The organism is Halothece sp. PCC 7418 (assembly GCF_000317635.1).
Classification (GTDB): domain Bacteria; phylum Cyanobacteriota; class Cyanobacteriia; order Cyanobacteriales; family Rubidibacteraceae; genus Halothece.
On sequence record NC_019779.1, the window covers coordinates 3502166 to 3516454 of the forward strand.

The following is a 14289-nucleotide window of genomic DNA, read 5'->3' on the forward strand; positions in this document are numbered from 1 at the left end:
ATAATAGTAAAATAAAATACATTTGATTTTTAACTAAAAAGTTAATCATTATTCTTAAGTCTCATATTGTAGGGTGAGCATTGCCCACCCTACGACTACTATTAAATTAAGACCAGTTTTTAAACTTCTGTCCATTTTCGGAGTAAATTGGCGCAACTTTTTGCGACTAAATCAAATTCTTGGGTTTTGCCATACTTGTTAAATATGGCTTGGCGTGTTGTTTCTAAATCAAATAAGATTTCCCTTTCATTGGGATCACGAATCAAACTTTGTACCCAACTGACCGCAACTAGACGAACTCCTTTCGTGACTGGTTCTACTCGATGTAGAGTGGTGGAAGGGTAAGTAATCATTGCACCAGCATTGAGCTTAAAAGACTGTTCTCCTTGGGAGGTTTCAATCACTAATTCTCCGCCGTCATAGTCTTCAGGAGAATTGAGAAAGAGGGTAAACGAGACATCAGACCGCATTAAATCATTCCCCTGTCCCATCAGTGCATTATCAACATGAGTCCCATAAGACATTCCTTCCTCGTAGCGACTAATTAGCGGAGAACGAATATTTTTGGGCTTTACTGCCATCCGAAACAACTGACTTCGATGGAGTCCTTGGGTTACAGTTTCTTTTACTGATTTTGCCACAGCATCTTTTCTGGAGAGTTGCTGGTTTTCTTTCACCAGTTTGGCGTGCCACCCTGCGGTGAGTTTACCATCGACAAATGTTGCCTTGGCGAGGGAATCATGAATAGATTCTAACTCTTCTGAAGTCAAAACCTGATCAATACAAAGAATCATAAGTGAATAGGAAAGATTATCAATTATTAAAATGGCTTTTCAAGTGTAAGTGATTTTGTTTTCCCCTGACAAGATTTCTTAAATCAACCCCCTCACCCCGATTGATTTGTAGCAAACATTGATCAATTTGATATTAAATGCAATAATTTTTCAGTTGGTGTTTATCAATTAGATGCTTAATGAAATTTACAAGACGATTTTTTATTGGTGCAGGGACAGCCACTGCTGCTGCAACCGTGAGTCAGCTTGCTCAAACGAAACCGAGTTATGCTCAAAGTGGAGAAATTAATCTTTATTCATCCCGTCACTACGATACGGATGAACTGCTTTATAAGAATTTCACCGACCAAACTGGGATTCGTGTCAATATCCTAGAAGGGAATGCCGATGAGTTGATTTCTCGGATTAAAAATGAAGGACGCAACAGTCCTGCGGATCTTTTAATTACGGTTGATGCTGCGCGTTTGTGGCGGGCGGAAGAAGCGGGGATTTTTTCCCCTGTCTCTTCTGAGATTTTAGAGGGAAGTATTCCGCCGAATCTTCGTCATCCAGAAGGCTTGTGGTTTAGTTTGACGAAGCGGGCGCGGGTGATTTTGTATAACAAGAGTCAGGTTGATCCGTCTGAGTTATCCACTTATGAAGATTTAGCTTCTCCTAAATGGCGCGATCGCGTGGCGATTCGGTCGTCTAATAATGTTTATAATCAGTCTCTGGTTGCGTCTCTGATTGCAAACTTAGGAGAAGAAGCAACAGAAAACTGGTGTCGTGGTTTGGTCCAAAATCTTGCCCGTCCCCCTCGCGGTGGCGATATGGATCAGATCAAAGCTGCTGCTTCTGGTATTGCTGATCTGGCGGTTGCGAATACGTATTATTTTGCTCGGTTTGCCCCTGGTCGCTCTGCGAGTAACCCTGCTATTTTTAACCGTATTGGTGTCTTTTTCCCGAATCAAAATGGACGGGGAACGCACGTTAATGTTAGCGGTGGCGGTGTGATCAAAACAGCCCCCAACCGAGAAGGGGCGATTCGCTTTTTAGAATATTTAGTGAGTCCTCCTGCACAGGCAATTTTTGCTCAGAGTAATAGTGAATATCCCGTTGTGCCGAATGTGCCTCTAGACCCTGTAATTGCTCGTTTCGGTGATTTTAAAGAAGATCAGGTGAATGTGTCTCAACTGGGCAAGAATAATCCCTTAGCGGTGAAAGTTATGGATCGTGCGGGCTGGGCTTAAACAATTAGGCGTTAGGCATCTCCCTCAACTAGGATCAAGAAAGCGCGATCGCGTTTCATCCCCCCTAGCCTTCCTTAGAAAGGGGGGAAATGTATGATTGGCTTTGCTTTTTTTAACTCACTTGGGATACGCAGGCTTTTACCAAAGAAAAATAACAAGAGCGCGATTCAACAATAGTGCTATTATGTACAAAGTAGTCAACGTAAGGCGATCGATGATGAAAAGTTATACTTTAACCCAAACTCGTAATCAGCATGGAGAAGTCTTTGATCGCGCCAAAATTGAACCTGTGCTGGTCACTAAGCAAGAAAGACCAAGTCACGTCATTCTTTCAGCTGAAGCATACCAGAAACTAATTGCCAGACTGGAAGAGTTAGAGGATTTAAATTGGGGTAATGCAGCACAAACCGCTTTAAATCAATCTTCAATGCTAGGAAGTGATCAATTCACCACAGCTTTAGAGAAAATTGCCAATGGCTAAATTGGATGGCTTGCAAGCAGTATTAGATTTTTTGAAAGGCTTGCAGCCCAAAATTGCTGCTCAAATCGCCAAGAAAGCATTATCACTTAATTTAAACCCTCTTCCCAATGATTCTAAGCAATTAAAAGGATATCCCAATTATTATCGAGTTGATTGTGGAGAGTATCGTATTATTTATCGCTATCAACCAAAAGAAGATTTAGTGGAAGTAATTCTGGTGGGCAAACGTAACGATGATGATGTATATAGAAAGTTAGAACGTTTATTTAAATCGTAGTTAGTCATTGGTAACTGATCACTGTTCGGGATACGCAGGCTTTTACCAGAGAAAAATAACAAGAGCGCGATCGCGCTCTGATTGGGAACATTTTATCCCCCCTTAGAAAGGAGGGAAACAAGGGAAGATCGATGAATCAAGTTTTTATGAATGAATTAGATCTGCTATATAAGACATTAGCTTAATTACGAGCGAGCCATTTTTGACCGTTGAGACGCTGTACGGTGTACATCACCAATAATTCTAAATTTACTTTGCGCTCGTCAATCATAAACGATTCAATGGTGCTGGGGGCGGAACCGCCTGCGGTATAGGAAAAGGCTTTTTGTCCACTGATATCGTCGTCTAAAAAGTACACATTAAAACGACGTTTTCCCCCATCCCATTGACCAATGACTTGGGAACATTCATCAGCACCTGGAAGCGGGAATTGATCTTTTTTAAATTCCAGTTCTAAATCGCTGATCCCTTGTTGACTGAGGGCTTCTTTCAAAGCTGGTTCATAATGTTGTTCGATAAACTCAGGGAAAGGTTTATCTTCAATGGGGGGGTTCTTCCTCTTTTTTCTTAGCTGAGGAATCGGATTTTTTGCCTTGAGTTGACTTTTCTTCTTCAGACATAAACCTTCACTGAAATTAATTATATTTTTGCTCTTTTGATATTCTGAATCAGCAGTAGGAAAGGATGACGATCGCGCCACAATTTCCAATCTAGACGAACGCCTCCTTCACTGATTTTTATTCAGTTTAACCACCTGCAACCGCAGGAACAATACTAACCTCATCGCCATCTTTTAAGGAGGTTTTCTCGTTTTCTAAAAAGCGAATGTCCTCACTATTGACATAAAAGTTAAGGAAGCGACGCAGTTTTCCCTCATCATCTCGTAACTTTCCTTGAAAGCCTGGATAGTTTTGTTCGAGGGTTTCGACTAACTCTTTTACAGTGCTGCCTTCACATTCTAAGACGGCTTGATTATCAGTATGTTTTTGTAAAACGGTAGGAACTAAAACTTTGACGCTCATTTTTTTTCGTTGTTGGTTAGTTGTTATTGGTTATTTGTGACTGACCTGATCCTCTGAGTTGGAAAGTAACCAAGGGGGTTAAAAATCAGGTTTTGACCAATAGCAAGTCACCAGTTAATCAAAACTGATTGAGTGACTTAGATAAAGAACAAGAAACTATACTAACACTTGCTGCCACTCTAAACGATCAAGGGTGCGAGAGCGTTGCCAAGCGCGTTCAAAACTATCTAAGTTGGGATCAATCGCGAAGGGTTCGCCAATGTAACCTTGTACCGCTTCTTGGGTTTTCAGTCCGTTACCTGTGATATAAGCAACGGTGCTTTCGTCTGGATCAATTTTACCTGCTTCGACTAATTTTTTCAGAACCGCGATCGTTGTTCCGCCTGCGGTTTCAGTGAAGATTCCTTCTGTTTCTGCTAAGAGTTGAATCCCTTCGATGATTTCAGCATCGGTGACATCTTCAATATTGCCATTGGTTTTACGAGCAACATCTAAAGCGTAAACCCCATCAGCAGGGTTTCCGATCGCGATCGATTTTGCAATTGTATTCGGCTTAACAGGCGTAATAAAGTCCCGTCCTTCTTTAAATGCTTGAGAAATCGGGGAACAGCCTTCTGCTTGTGCACCACTGAAACGAACGAACTTATCATCGACTAAACCCGTTTTCACAAATTCTTGGAAGCCTTTATAAATTTTTGTATAGAGAGAACCCGAAGCTAAGGGCGCGACCACATGATCAGGAAGTTTCCAGCCGAGTTGTTCCGCCACTTCATAACCGAGGGTTTTCGAGCCTTCAGAATAATAAGGACGAAGATTAATATTAACAAAGCCCCAGCCGTAACCGTTGGCTACTTCACTACAGAGGCGGTTCACTTGGTCGTAGTTTCCTTTCACTGCCATGACAGTGGGGTTATAAATTAATGTTCCTAAGACTTTCCCAGCTTCGAGATCCGCAGGAATAAAGACACAACATTCTAAACCAGCACTGGCGGAAATTGCTGCGGTAGAGTTAGCAAGGTTTCCGGTACTGGCACAAGAAACAGTAGAAAATCCAAATTCTTTCGCTTTACTGAGGGCTACAGAAACCACACGGTCTTTAAAGCTCAGGGTGGGCATATTCACCGCATCGTTTTTAAGATAAAGCTCTTTTAATCCCAGACGACGCGCCAAGCGGGTGGATTTAATCAGAGGAGTCATCCCAGTGCCAACATCAATGACATCTCCAGTAACTGGTAAAAAGGGTTTGTAACGCCAAATGGACTTGGGACCTGCTGCAATGCTTTCTCTGCTGACTTGAGCGCGAATCGCCTCATAGTCATAGGCAACTTCTAAAGGGGCAAAGGTTTCTTCACAAACATGAATCGGTTTTAAGTCGTATTCTGTGCCTCCTTCTTTCGAGACTAATTTGGTGTAGGTGGGTTTGGCATTGGTGGTTTCAGTTGCAAGAGCCATGGGTTTCTCTCCTTTTTACATTTACAAGTCAGTTCGCTCGATACTAACACAGCGCGATCGGCTCGACAACCAATCCCGACTTTTTTTGTCGGGATTAAGAGAATTCAGCAACTGAGAGGAAAAGCGGTGAGGATGTCAAAAAGTTTGATCGCGAGAGTGATGGAAAGGGAAGCACTGAGACGGTCACTTCCCATCTGAGAGATGGCATCCCCCTCAGCTTCTGCTAGGTGGTATATTCCGCATTGATGCGAACGTAATCATAACTGAGATCGCAACCCCACGCCTGAGACGTTGCTTCCCCTGCTCCTAAATCAACCTGAATCAAGACAGTATCCTCTTTTAAGTAAGCTCCTGCTGCTGCTTTTTTCAAATAATCGCTCGCTGCATTCTGATCAAAGTTCACTGGTTGACCCTTTTCTAGTAATAAGAAGTCTCCCAATTTTATTTTTAAGTTCTCTTGTTCAAACAAAACTCCTGATCGTCCTGCTGCTGCTGCAATGCGTCCCCAGTTGGGATCGCGCCCAAAAATTGCTGATTTAACTAAAGATGACCCCGCGATCGTTTTTGCAACTTGCTGCGCTGCACTTTCATCGGGTGCGCTGGTGACTTGCACTTCAATTAAACAGGTTGCTCCTTCCCCATCACGAGCAATGGCTTTTGCTAAATGCTGACATACCTTAGTGAGCATGGCTTCCAGTTGCTCCGCAGTTTCTCCTGTTTCAGTAATAGCGGGAGTCCGAGATTGACCATTCGCCAGAGCAATTAACGCATCATTGGTGCTAGTATCCCCATCAACCGTAATCTGATTAAAACTCCGTTGCGCTGCTCGTTGTACCATTTCTTGCCAAAGCGACGTGGAAACGGCTGCATCACAGGTGACAAACGCTAACATGGTTGCCATATTGGGGTGAATCATTCCCGATCCTTTTGCCATCCCGCCAATCCGCACTGGACGATCGGCAATGGTGGTTTCCAGCGCGATCGTTTTTGTCACTAAGTCTGTCGTCAGAATCGCTTCGGCAGCAGCATCACTGCCCGTTTCTGACAGGGCTGCCACTAACGGGGAAATTCCTTCCCGAAACGCCGACATTTTCATCCGTTGACCAATCACGCCTGTGGAAGCCAGTAAGACCTCATCTGGCTCAATTTTGAGGGTTTTTGCTAGCAATTGAGCCGTTTCTAAGGCATCTTGCCACCCTTGTTCCCCAGTTGCTGCATTGGCTTGTCCTGAGTTACAGAGAATCGCGCGGGCGGAGGCTTTTTTTTGCAGTTGTTGACGACAATAATCAACACAGGCTGCTCGGACTTGCGAGGTGGTGAACACCCCAGCAGCGATCGCGCTACTTTTGGAAACAATTAATGCGAGATCGCTTTGTCCAGAGGCTTTTAAGCCGGCGGTAATCCCTGCTGCTTGGAAACCTTTGGGCGCAGTGACACCACCAGGAATCATTTTGTAGTGGGTCATTTGTTATTTGTCCTTCGTCATTTGTGTTCAGTGACCAGTAATCAGTGACCAGTTACCAGTGACCAGTTACCAGTAATCAGTGACCAGTTACCAGTAATCAGTTACCAGTAATCAGTGACCAGTTACCAGTGACCAGTTACCAGTGACCAGTAATCAGTGACCAGTTACCAGTAATCAGTGACCAGTTACCAGTGACCAGTTACCAGTGACCAGTTACCAGTGATTAACCGTTCAATTTCTTGCCGAGGAGTTGATTGGTTAATTTGGGATCTGCACGTCCGCTGGTGCGTTTCATCACTTGACCCACAAAGAAACCTTGCAGTTTTTTCTTCCCACCGCGATATTTTTCCACTTCTTCAGGATGGTCGGCTAAGACTTGATCAATAATTCCTTCTAACTCACTGCTATCGGAAATTTGGGTTAAGCCTTTGCTTTCCACTAATGCTTTCGGTGAACCGCCTTGAGTGAGGAGTTCGGGCAGAATTTCTTTAGCAATTTTCCCACTAATCGTTCCTTGATCAATCAGGTTGACTAATTCGGCTAAAGCGTCGGGTTTTAGGGGTAATTCGGTAATTTTCAGCTTGTTCTCGTTTAAATAAGCTGCAATATCTTGAGTCACCCAGTTTGCGACTTGTTTCGGATCAGCTTGATGAGAGACTGCGGTTTCAAAATATTCTGCAACCGCGCGATCGTCTGTTAAAACGTTAGTATCGTAAGCAGATAAGCCCAACTCCTCCTGATAGCGATGGCGTTTTTGTGCGGGAAGTTCAGGTAATTCCGACTGCCATTGTTCTAACTGAGGTTTCGAGACTTTGATAGGAGGCAAATCAGGTTCTGGGAAATAGCGATAATCACTCGATCCTTCCTTACTCCGCATACTAATTGTGCGTTGGCTTCCTTCTTCCCAAAGACGGGTTTCTTGGCTGATGCTATCCCCATTTTCAATGGCTTTGACTTGTCGTTGAATTTCGTAATCAATCGCTTTTTCAATGGCACTAAAGGAGTTCATATTTTTAATCTCTACTTTCGTGCCAAATGCTTCACTACCAACTGGGCGCACCGAAACATTGACATCACAACGCAGGGAACCTTCCTGCATATTGCCATCACTGACCCCAAGATAGCGAACAATGCGCCGTAACTCTTGCGCGTATTCTGCTGCTTCTTTCCCAGTCCGAATATCGGGTTCGGAGACAATTTCTAATAAAGGAACTCCCGCCCGATTAAAATCAACGAGAGAATGAGTTGAACCAGAGAGACGCTCACTTCCGACATGAACCAGTTTTCCTGCATCTTCTTCCATGTGCAAGCGAGTAATCCCAATTTTTTTCCGTATCGGTTCACTCCCTGGCTTCTCTGCAATTTCAATTTCTAACCAGCCATGTTCCGCAATGGGGAGATCATACTGAGAAATTTGATAATTCTTCGGTAAGTCGGCATAAAAATAATGTTTGCGGTCAAATTTGCTGTAGGGGGCAATTTGACAATTTAACGCTAAGCCCGTTTTTACTGCCGATTCCAGCACTTTCTGGTTTAATACAGGCAAGACACCAGGATAGCCTAAACAAATTGGGGAAACATTTGTGTTCGGGGGTGCGCCAAACTCAGTGGAGATGGGGCTAAATATTTTAGTCGCGGTGTTCAGTTGACAATGGGTTTCGAGCCCAATGACCGCTTCGTATTGTGTTTTGGTGGGTGCAGCAGTTGTCATGAAACCTCCATCGAAAATGTTGTCAGGGAAGGAGTTGAGTGCTCTCTATTGTATCGTTCTGGAGAGCAATTGCAGTATCGGAGCAATTTCTCCTCTGTTTGATAGAGGTGGGGAGACTTGGAATTAAGGTTTAATAACTTCTGTATCACTAGATTTTAAGTTTTATTTGTTTCTGTTAACTTAAAGGGAATAGGGATCAAAAGAATCTTGATCCCAGTTTACATTTTATATAATCTTAATTTTTTAAAAAGGAGTTTTCTGATATGACGACCATTGCCTCTGAACCTCTCAAAAATAAAAAAACAATGTTACTGTGCCACTTTTTTAATCACCGCGATCAAGTTGTCATTGCTCGCATTAGTAATATCCCTAATTGGTATTTAGAAAGAGTGGTCTTTCCCGCACAGCGTTTCTTGTTTGAAGCACCAGAAGAAGCCGTTTTAGAAATCCATTCTCCAGACCAAGGTACAATTCATGAAGATACGATCGCGTGTCGTGAGCTTTCTATCAGCGAAAACGCCCTCGGTAATTAATTACTTGCTCAAATGAGTGAGTTTCTACAAAGTTGTGTCAGTTTAGAAGAAGCCAGAAGCGCGATCGCGCACTTGTTAGAACCGTTGTTTGAATTGAGTACCGAGCAAAACAACAATCTCACCACAGCAAAACGACAACTCGCCCGTAACGTCGCTGAACAAATATCTCTGGCTTTTTCTAATTTACGGCTGCAAGAAGAACTTCAACATCAAAGCATTCGCGATGATTTAACTGGATTATATAATCGTCGCTATTTGGAAGAGGCTCTAGAAAGAGAAATGGAACGCGCCCAGCGAACCCAAAAGTCGCTGGGATTAATTATGCTCGATGTTGATCATTTTAAGCAATTTAATGATACGTGGGGACACGCTGCGGGAGATGAAGTGTTACAAGCAGTGGGACAATTTTTGATACAGGGAGTTATTTCCTAATACAACTATTACTTGACATTAGCTGACATAGTTTAACTTTTTGGAAAAGTTCGCTCGCTTGTTGACATTAATGGTTTAGGTCTTTTAGAATTGAGGAATAATTTGGATTGACTTGTGTGTCAGTGATGCTCATCAGAAGCTCGATTCTGACCGCTAAAGGAAAAACCAATTTGATGAGCTTTGAGGAAAATCCTTAAGGCGTTGTGGGACACCACCGTACTTTCCGAAGTACGCTATGACTGCTTTACTTTTACAGTTAATGTCGAGTATTGTCCAGTCTTGAAGTGTCAGCAGATGCTGCTTTATACAAGGCAAAACAACAGGGGCGCGATCGCGCTGTTAGTGTATCTGAAATCTAGTCACCGAGGAGACCCAATTTTGGGAATGTGGTCTTTGCTTAGAATTTCAAGATCAAGGAAGATGAGGTGGGTGATAAAACCCACCTTCTCTTATCAAGTCACTACTTAACAGTAACTTTAGCACCTGCTTCTTCAAGCTGCTTCTTGATTTCTTCTGCGTCTTCTTTGGTGGTTGCTTCTTTCAGGGCTTTCGGGGTTTCTTCCACCAAGCCTTTTGCTTCTTTTAAGCCTAAGCCAGTGATACCGCGAACGATTTTGAGAATGGCAATTTTCTTATCAGAAGGCACTTCTTCGAGAACCACATCAAATTCAGTTTTCTCTTCAGCAGCTTCTTCCGCACCACCAGCTGCCCCTGGGGCTGCTGCCATCATCATTCCGCCTGCAGGCGCAGACGCATCTACCCCAAACTCTTCTTCAATTTGTTTGACGAGTTCTGAGGCTTCCAATAAGGAAAGAGTTTTTAACTGTTCGAGAATTTCATCAGTTTTTGCAGACATTGGTTTCTACTCCTAAATAAAATGAATGATTGATTAATGAATAACCATCTACGCTGCGTCTTGGTTGTCTTTTTCTGAGACTTCCCTGAGCGCTCGCGCCAGAGACGTGGGAACTTCTTTGATGCCAGTGGCAATTTTGGTCGTATTGGCATTGATTCCCCGAGCAATCCGTGCCATGAGTTCTTCCTTAGAGGGAAGATCTCCGAGGGCATCCACTTGCTCTTTACTCAAAGGCGCACCTTCCATGACACCACCGCGTAACTCAGTTTTATTGGTGGCTTTAGAAAAGTCGCGATAAGCCTTGATGGCATTGCTGAAGTCATCCTTGACAAATAAAAATGCCGAGGATTCCTTGAGAAAATCTTGTAACGGTTGCCAACTTTCATCCCCATCAACGGCTCGGCGCATCAGAGTATTTTTGGTCACCTTACAAGTCGTTCCAGTTTCACGCAGTCGGGTACGCAAATCGGCGATTTCAGAAACGGATAAGCCTTTGTAGTCGATCACAATGGTTAATTGCGATTCACTCAAGAGGTCTTTTAACTCCGCTACAACTTGTTTTTTATCTTCTAGTGTTCTGCCCACACGCGCTTGCACCTCCTAGTATTCATCAGTCTTTCCCCCTTCATCAAAAAAACCTCGGATGATTTTCCGAGGCTTGATGACCCACCCTCCCAACCGCCCAAGATTTCTATTTGGGCAACAGGGGGAAGTTTGGGTATCCACCTCGGCAGGAAATTTAAGTCTTTTCTTTGACTCCTGCTGTCTTTGGCTTCTACTATTTTCTGTATTGAGTTGTTAACTTATGCTGCTTCGGTTGAACTCTCCACGGATTAAAATCGCGTGGATTCCAATCGAAACCACTCAATGGATGGTAACTGAGCTTGTCGAAGTTAAAATCACAAATCGAGTGTTAGAAAGGAGTCTCCCGAAGGAGTGGCACGTTCAAATATGCCCTAAAGACCTCGGCTAAACAAAAGTTTAGCTGTATCTCTACTTCTAGATTACTTGCAAGTTACTTTCATACTGCCGAGCAAGACTCCGTTGTTTAAGTATTAACAAGGTTTTTTAATGAACCTGACGGGTTTTTCACCATCTTTGGGTTTCGTACATTATAGCAGACACAGAAGACTAAAGTCTTTGTTCGCCTGTTCCTGAGCGGGAGTTGAGCGGCTCGGGTGAGCTCGCCGAACCCCTGTCGAAACTTGTCGAAGGATTCATCCATCCGTTTGAAACGGATGGCTTTCTGACTGTTTTATTGTAATTTGTAGTCTCTTAAACCTGCAATATCCACTTCAATCGCGGGGCCCATACTTGCAGAAACATAAATGCTGCGCCAGTATTTGCCTTTTGCTCCAGAAGGACGATTGCGATCGAGCGTTTCTTGTAATGCTTTGAGATTGGCTAACAGGTCTTCTGCTGAAAAAGAGACCTTTCCAAACATAACATGAACGATACCTGTGCGATCAGCGCGGAATTCTTGTTTCCCCGCTTTAAACTCTTGAATCGCGGATTCTAATTCATTGGTCACCGTTCCTCCTTTTGGAGAAGGCATTAATCCTTTCGGTCCGAGAACACGACCCAATTTCGCAACCTGTGGCATCATATCTGGCGTTGCCATGACCACATCAAAATCCATGCGACCATTTTGGATTTCTTGAATTAGTTCTTCCGAACCGACCACTTCTGCACCCGCTTCGGTGGCTTCATTCACTTTTTCACCACGAGTGATCACCGCCACGCGCACAGATTGTCCTGTTCCTTTCGGGAACGTAACGGTCGTTCGGATTTGTTGATCGCTATACTTGGGATCAATTCCGAGGCGAACATGAGCCTCTGCGGTTTCTTCAAATTTAGCGGTTGCTGTTTCTTTGAGTAATTCTAAAGCGGATAACGGTTCGTAGGGACGATCTTCTACTTTTTCCAGTAGTTCCCGCATCCGACGAGATGGTTGTTTTGGCATTGTTTTCTCCTTGGGTCAATAACGAAGCTGGAGCCTCTCCCCAACTCACACAATAGTTTAGTCTTTAACGGTAATACCCATGTTACGGGCAGTACCTTCTACCACTTTCATCGCTGCCTCAATATCATTGGAGTTGAGGTCAGGCATTTTGGTTTCTGCAATTTCTTGCAATTGGGCGCGGGTAATACTGCCCACAGTTTGTCGGTTCGGTTCACTAGACCCTTTTTCAATCCCTGCTGCTTTCTTTAATAACACAGCAGCAGGAGGGGTTTTCAGGGTAAAGGTAAAACTTCGGTCTTCATACACCGAAATTTCTACTGGGATGACCATTCCTGCTTGGTCTGCGGTTTTAGCGTTGTATTCTTTACAAAACGCCATAATATTAACCCCATGTTGACCCAAAGCTGGACCAACGGGAGGGGCGGGGTTGGCTTTTCCCGCAGGAAGTGCCAATTTAATAAGTGCGACAACTTTTTTTGCCATTGCTAGTCTTGTTTCTCAACCTGATTAAATTCCAATTCCACTGGCGTTTCCCGTCCAAAAATCGACAGTAGGGCTTTAAGTTTGTTCCGTTCGGAACTGACTTCTACGACTTCCCCATCAAAGTCTTTGAACGGTCCACTGAGAACTACGATCTTATCACCGACTGCAACTTTTGCTTCCACAATCGGTTCTTGTTGTTCGCTTTGTCGGAAGATGCGTTCGACTTCAGAAGGGCTTAAGGGCATGGGTTTGACATGACCGCGCCCCCGTCCATAAGGAGGTTTTTGTTCTGAACCCACAAAGTTGATGACATTGGGGGTATTTTTAACCACTTGCCACACTTGGTCGTCCAAGAGCATTTGGATCAGAACATAACCTGGAAAAACTTTTTCTTGGGCTTGTTGGCGAGTTCCGTCTTTACGCAGTTTGAAGATTGGGGTTTGGGGAATGGCAATTTGCAAAATGCGGTCAGCAACATCAAGGGTTTGACTGCGTTGCTCCAAATTTGCTTTCACCCGTTTTTCACACCCAGAAGCCACTTGAATCGCATACCATCTGGGTTTACGATCCGTTGACTGCTCAAGATTCGGTTCTTCGTTTTGATTGTCTGTGGCAAAACTCATCAAAATACCTGTCCTGCAATCCAAATGAAGAGGTTATCAAATAGGTAAACAATTGTGGCAACAAGGGTGACCATTAAAATCACACCAGCTGACTCACTAATCAGTTGTTTACGACTTGGCCAGACGATTTTACCCAGTTCTTCTTTCGTTCCTTTCAGAAACTCGGCAAGATCGAAGTTACTTTGCTCTTCTTTTGCTTTCACTTCGGGGCGGTTGTTTTTTTTCGATTCATTTTTTGCCACAATTCAGTCCCCCTTGGTTTTCCTTCAGACGAAAAAGTTTCCCCCCGCTACAGTTTAGGACTGGTTACAGGGGGGAACTTTCTAGCGAGCGCGCCCTAGAGGACTCGAACCCCTGGCATTCGGTTTTGGAGACCGACGTTCTACCAACTGAACTAAGGACGCACAATGATTGCTATCGCTAATTTAGCCTTTTGCTAGTATAACACCCTAAGTTGCATTTTGTGAACAATTCGGGCAGTCAATTTAACTCAATTTAGCGATCAAACCGTTGTTTAATGCGAGTTGCTTTACCAACGCGATCGCGCAAGTAATACAATTTCGCTCTCCGCACTTTCCCCCGACGGATAATTTTAATATCTTTAATCCGAGGAGAATGCAGTAAAAACACCCGTTCTACACCAATACCTTGGAACACTCGACGCACCGTGATGGTTTCATTAAGTCCACCATGACGCTTGGCAATAACAGTTCCTTCAAACGGCTGAGTCCGAGTTTTTCCCCCTTCTTGAATCAAAACCCCCACTCGCACCGTATCTCCCACATGAATCACGGGAAGATCATCTTTCATCTGCTCCTGTTCAATGGAGCGGATTATCTCTTGTGCATTCATGGCTTCCATCCCCAAAAAAAATGTCACAGCCTACTATTGTAAGTGAATTGTTAATTTTTTGTCAACTTAACCTTCCCTTTACTTCGAGAGACTATAGTTCTAAGCGGGAGGTATCT

General features: G+C 43.7%; 18 protein-coding genes, 1 tRNA gene and 1 other annotated feature. Of the genes, 5 read left to right on the forward strand and 14 right to left on the reverse strand.

The window, feature by feature from the left end; all coding sequences use genetic code 11:
* Positions 1 to 119: 119 nt before the first annotated feature.
* Entirely contained in the window at positions 120 to 794 is a 675-nt protein-coding gene (locus tag PCC7418_RS16040; RefSeq protein WP_015227239.1) for a Fe2+-dependent dioxygenase, read from the reverse strand.
* A gap of 179 nt (positions 795 to 973) precedes the next feature.
* On the opposite strand from PCC7418_RS16040, the gene PCC7418_RS16045 reads away from it, so the two are divergent.
* From PCC7418_RS16045 to PCC7418_RS16055, 3 genes are all read left to right on the forward strand, one after another.
* Positions 974 to 2023 (forward strand): Fe(3+) ABC transporter substrate-binding protein, encoded by a 1050-nt coding sequence (locus tag PCC7418_RS16045; RefSeq protein ID WP_015227240.1) that lies wholly within the window; start codon positions 974 to 976, stop codon positions 2021 to 2023.
* 184 nt (positions 2024 to 2207) lie between these two features.
* A complete protein-coding gene (locus PCC7418_RS16050; protein WP_235620711.1) occupies positions 2208 to 2504 on the forward strand; it encodes a type II toxin-antitoxin system Phd/YefM family antitoxin in 297 nt (98 codons plus the stop codon).
* Complete coding sequence (locus tag PCC7418_RS16055; RefSeq protein ID WP_015227242.1) at positions 2497 to 2781, forward strand: type II toxin-antitoxin system RelE/ParE family toxin; 285 nt, start codon at positions 2497 to 2499, stop codon at positions 2779 to 2781. The genes PCC7418_RS16050 and PCC7418_RS16055 overlap by 8 nt, the downstream gene beginning before the upstream one ends.
* Positions 2782 to 2962: 181 nt before the next feature.
* Here the strand turns inward: PCC7418_RS16055 and PCC7418_RS16060 are convergent, their stop codons facing one another.
* The 5 genes from PCC7418_RS16060 to gatB all read right to left on the reverse strand — a co-directional run bounded on the left by PCC7418_RS16060 (position 2963) and on the right by gatB (position 8431).
* The gene (locus PCC7418_RS16060) at positions 2963 to 3397 is read right to left on the reverse strand and encodes a DUF2996 domain-containing protein (RefSeq protein ID WP_051030592.1); all 435 of its coding nucleotides are present in this window, start codon (positions 3395 to 3397) and stop codon (positions 2963 to 2965) included.
* A 130-nt stretch (positions 3398 to 3527) separates the two neighbouring features.
* Positions 3528 to 3803 carry a MoaD/ThiS family protein gene (locus PCC7418_RS16065; RefSeq protein ID WP_015227244.1) on the reverse strand — a complete coding sequence of 92 codons (276 nt, stop codon included), beginning with the start codon at positions 3801 to 3803 and terminating at the stop codon, positions 3528 to 3530.
* A gap of 156 nt (positions 3804 to 3959) precedes the next feature.
* On the reverse strand, positions 3960 to 5255 hold the full coding sequence (thrC, locus tag PCC7418_RS16070; protein ID WP_015227245.1) for a threonine synthase: 1296 nt from the start codon (positions 5253 to 5255) through the stop codon (positions 3960 to 3962).
* Between the two features lie 223 nt (positions 5256 to 5478).
* The gene (gene argJ, locus PCC7418_RS16075; protein ID WP_015227246.1) at positions 5479 to 6720 is read right to left on the reverse strand and encodes a bifunctional ornithine acetyltransferase/N-acetylglutamate synthase; all 1242 of its coding nucleotides are present in this window, start codon (positions 6718 to 6720) and stop codon (positions 5479 to 5481) included.
* A 223-nt stretch (positions 6721 to 6943) separates the two neighbouring features.
* On the reverse strand, positions 6944 to 8431 hold the full coding sequence (gene gatB, locus PCC7418_RS16080; RefSeq protein ID WP_015227247.1) for an Asp-tRNA(Asn)/Glu-tRNA(Gln) amidotransferase subunit GatB: 1488 nt from the start codon (positions 8429 to 8431) through the stop codon (positions 6944 to 6946).
* A 263-nt stretch (positions 8432 to 8694) separates the two neighbouring features.
* Between gatB and PCC7418_RS16085 the strand changes: the two genes are divergently transcribed.
* A complete protein-coding gene (locus PCC7418_RS16085) occupies positions 8695 to 8964 on the forward strand; it encodes a DUF1830 domain-containing protein (protein WP_015227248.1) in 270 nt (89 codons plus the stop codon).
* Between the two features lie 12 nt (positions 8965 to 8976).
* Positions 8977 to 9396 (forward strand): GGDEF domain-containing protein, encoded by a 420-nt coding sequence (locus tag PCC7418_RS21220; RefSeq protein WP_015227249.1) that lies wholly within the window; start codon positions 8977 to 8979, stop codon positions 9394 to 9396.
* Between the two features lie 460 nt (positions 9397 to 9856).
* Here the strand turns inward: PCC7418_RS21220 and rplL are convergent, their stop codons facing one another.
* The 8 genes from rplL to rplS all read right to left on the reverse strand — a co-directional run bounded on the left by rplL (position 9857) and on the right by rplS (position 14173).
* Complete coding sequence (gene rplL / locus PCC7418_RS16095; protein WP_015227250.1) at positions 9857 to 10252, reverse strand: 50S ribosomal protein L7/L12; 396 nt, start codon at positions 10250 to 10252, stop codon at positions 9857 to 9859.
* Positions 10253 to 10300: 48 nt separating this feature from the next.
* On the reverse strand, positions 10301 to 10837 hold the full coding sequence (gene rplJ / locus PCC7418_RS16100; protein WP_015227251.1) for a 50S ribosomal protein L10: 537 nt from the start codon (positions 10835 to 10837) through the stop codon (positions 10301 to 10303).
* A gap of 36 nt (positions 10838 to 10873) precedes the next feature.
* Positions 10874 to 11042: a sequence feature (ribosomal protein L10 leader region), on the reverse strand.
* Between the two features lie 465 nt (positions 11043 to 11507).
* A complete protein-coding gene (gene rplA, locus PCC7418_RS16105) occupies positions 11508 to 12215 on the reverse strand; it encodes a 50S ribosomal protein L1 (protein WP_015227252.1) in 708 nt (235 codons plus the stop codon).
* A gap of 57 nt (positions 12216 to 12272) precedes the next feature.
* Complete coding sequence (gene rplK, locus PCC7418_RS16110) at positions 12273 to 12698, reverse strand: 50S ribosomal protein L11 (protein ID WP_015227253.1); 426 nt, start codon at positions 12696 to 12698, stop codon at positions 12273 to 12275.
* A 2-nt stretch (positions 12699 to 12700) separates the two neighbouring features.
* On the reverse strand, positions 12701 to 13321 hold the full coding sequence (gene nusG / locus PCC7418_RS16115) for a transcription termination/antitermination protein NusG (protein WP_015227254.1): 621 nt from the start codon (positions 13319 to 13321) through the stop codon (positions 12701 to 12703).
* Positions 13321 to 13563, reverse strand: a complete 243-nt coding sequence (gene secE / locus PCC7418_RS16120) for a preprotein translocase subunit SecE (RefSeq protein WP_015227255.1) — start codon at positions 13561 to 13563, stop codon at positions 13321 to 13323. The genes nusG and secE overlap by 1 nt, the downstream gene beginning before the upstream one ends.
* An 89-nt stretch (positions 13564 to 13652) precedes the next feature.
* Positions 13653 to 13725 (reverse strand) — tRNA-Trp (locus PCC7418_RS16125).
* A gap of 91 nt (positions 13726 to 13816) precedes the next feature.
* Positions 13817 to 14173, reverse strand: coding sequence for a 50S ribosomal protein L19 (gene rplS / locus PCC7418_RS16130; RefSeq protein WP_015227256.1), 357 nt, complete (start codon positions 14171 to 14173; stop codon positions 13817 to 13819).
* Between the last annotated feature and the right edge of the window lie 116 nt (positions 14174 to 14289).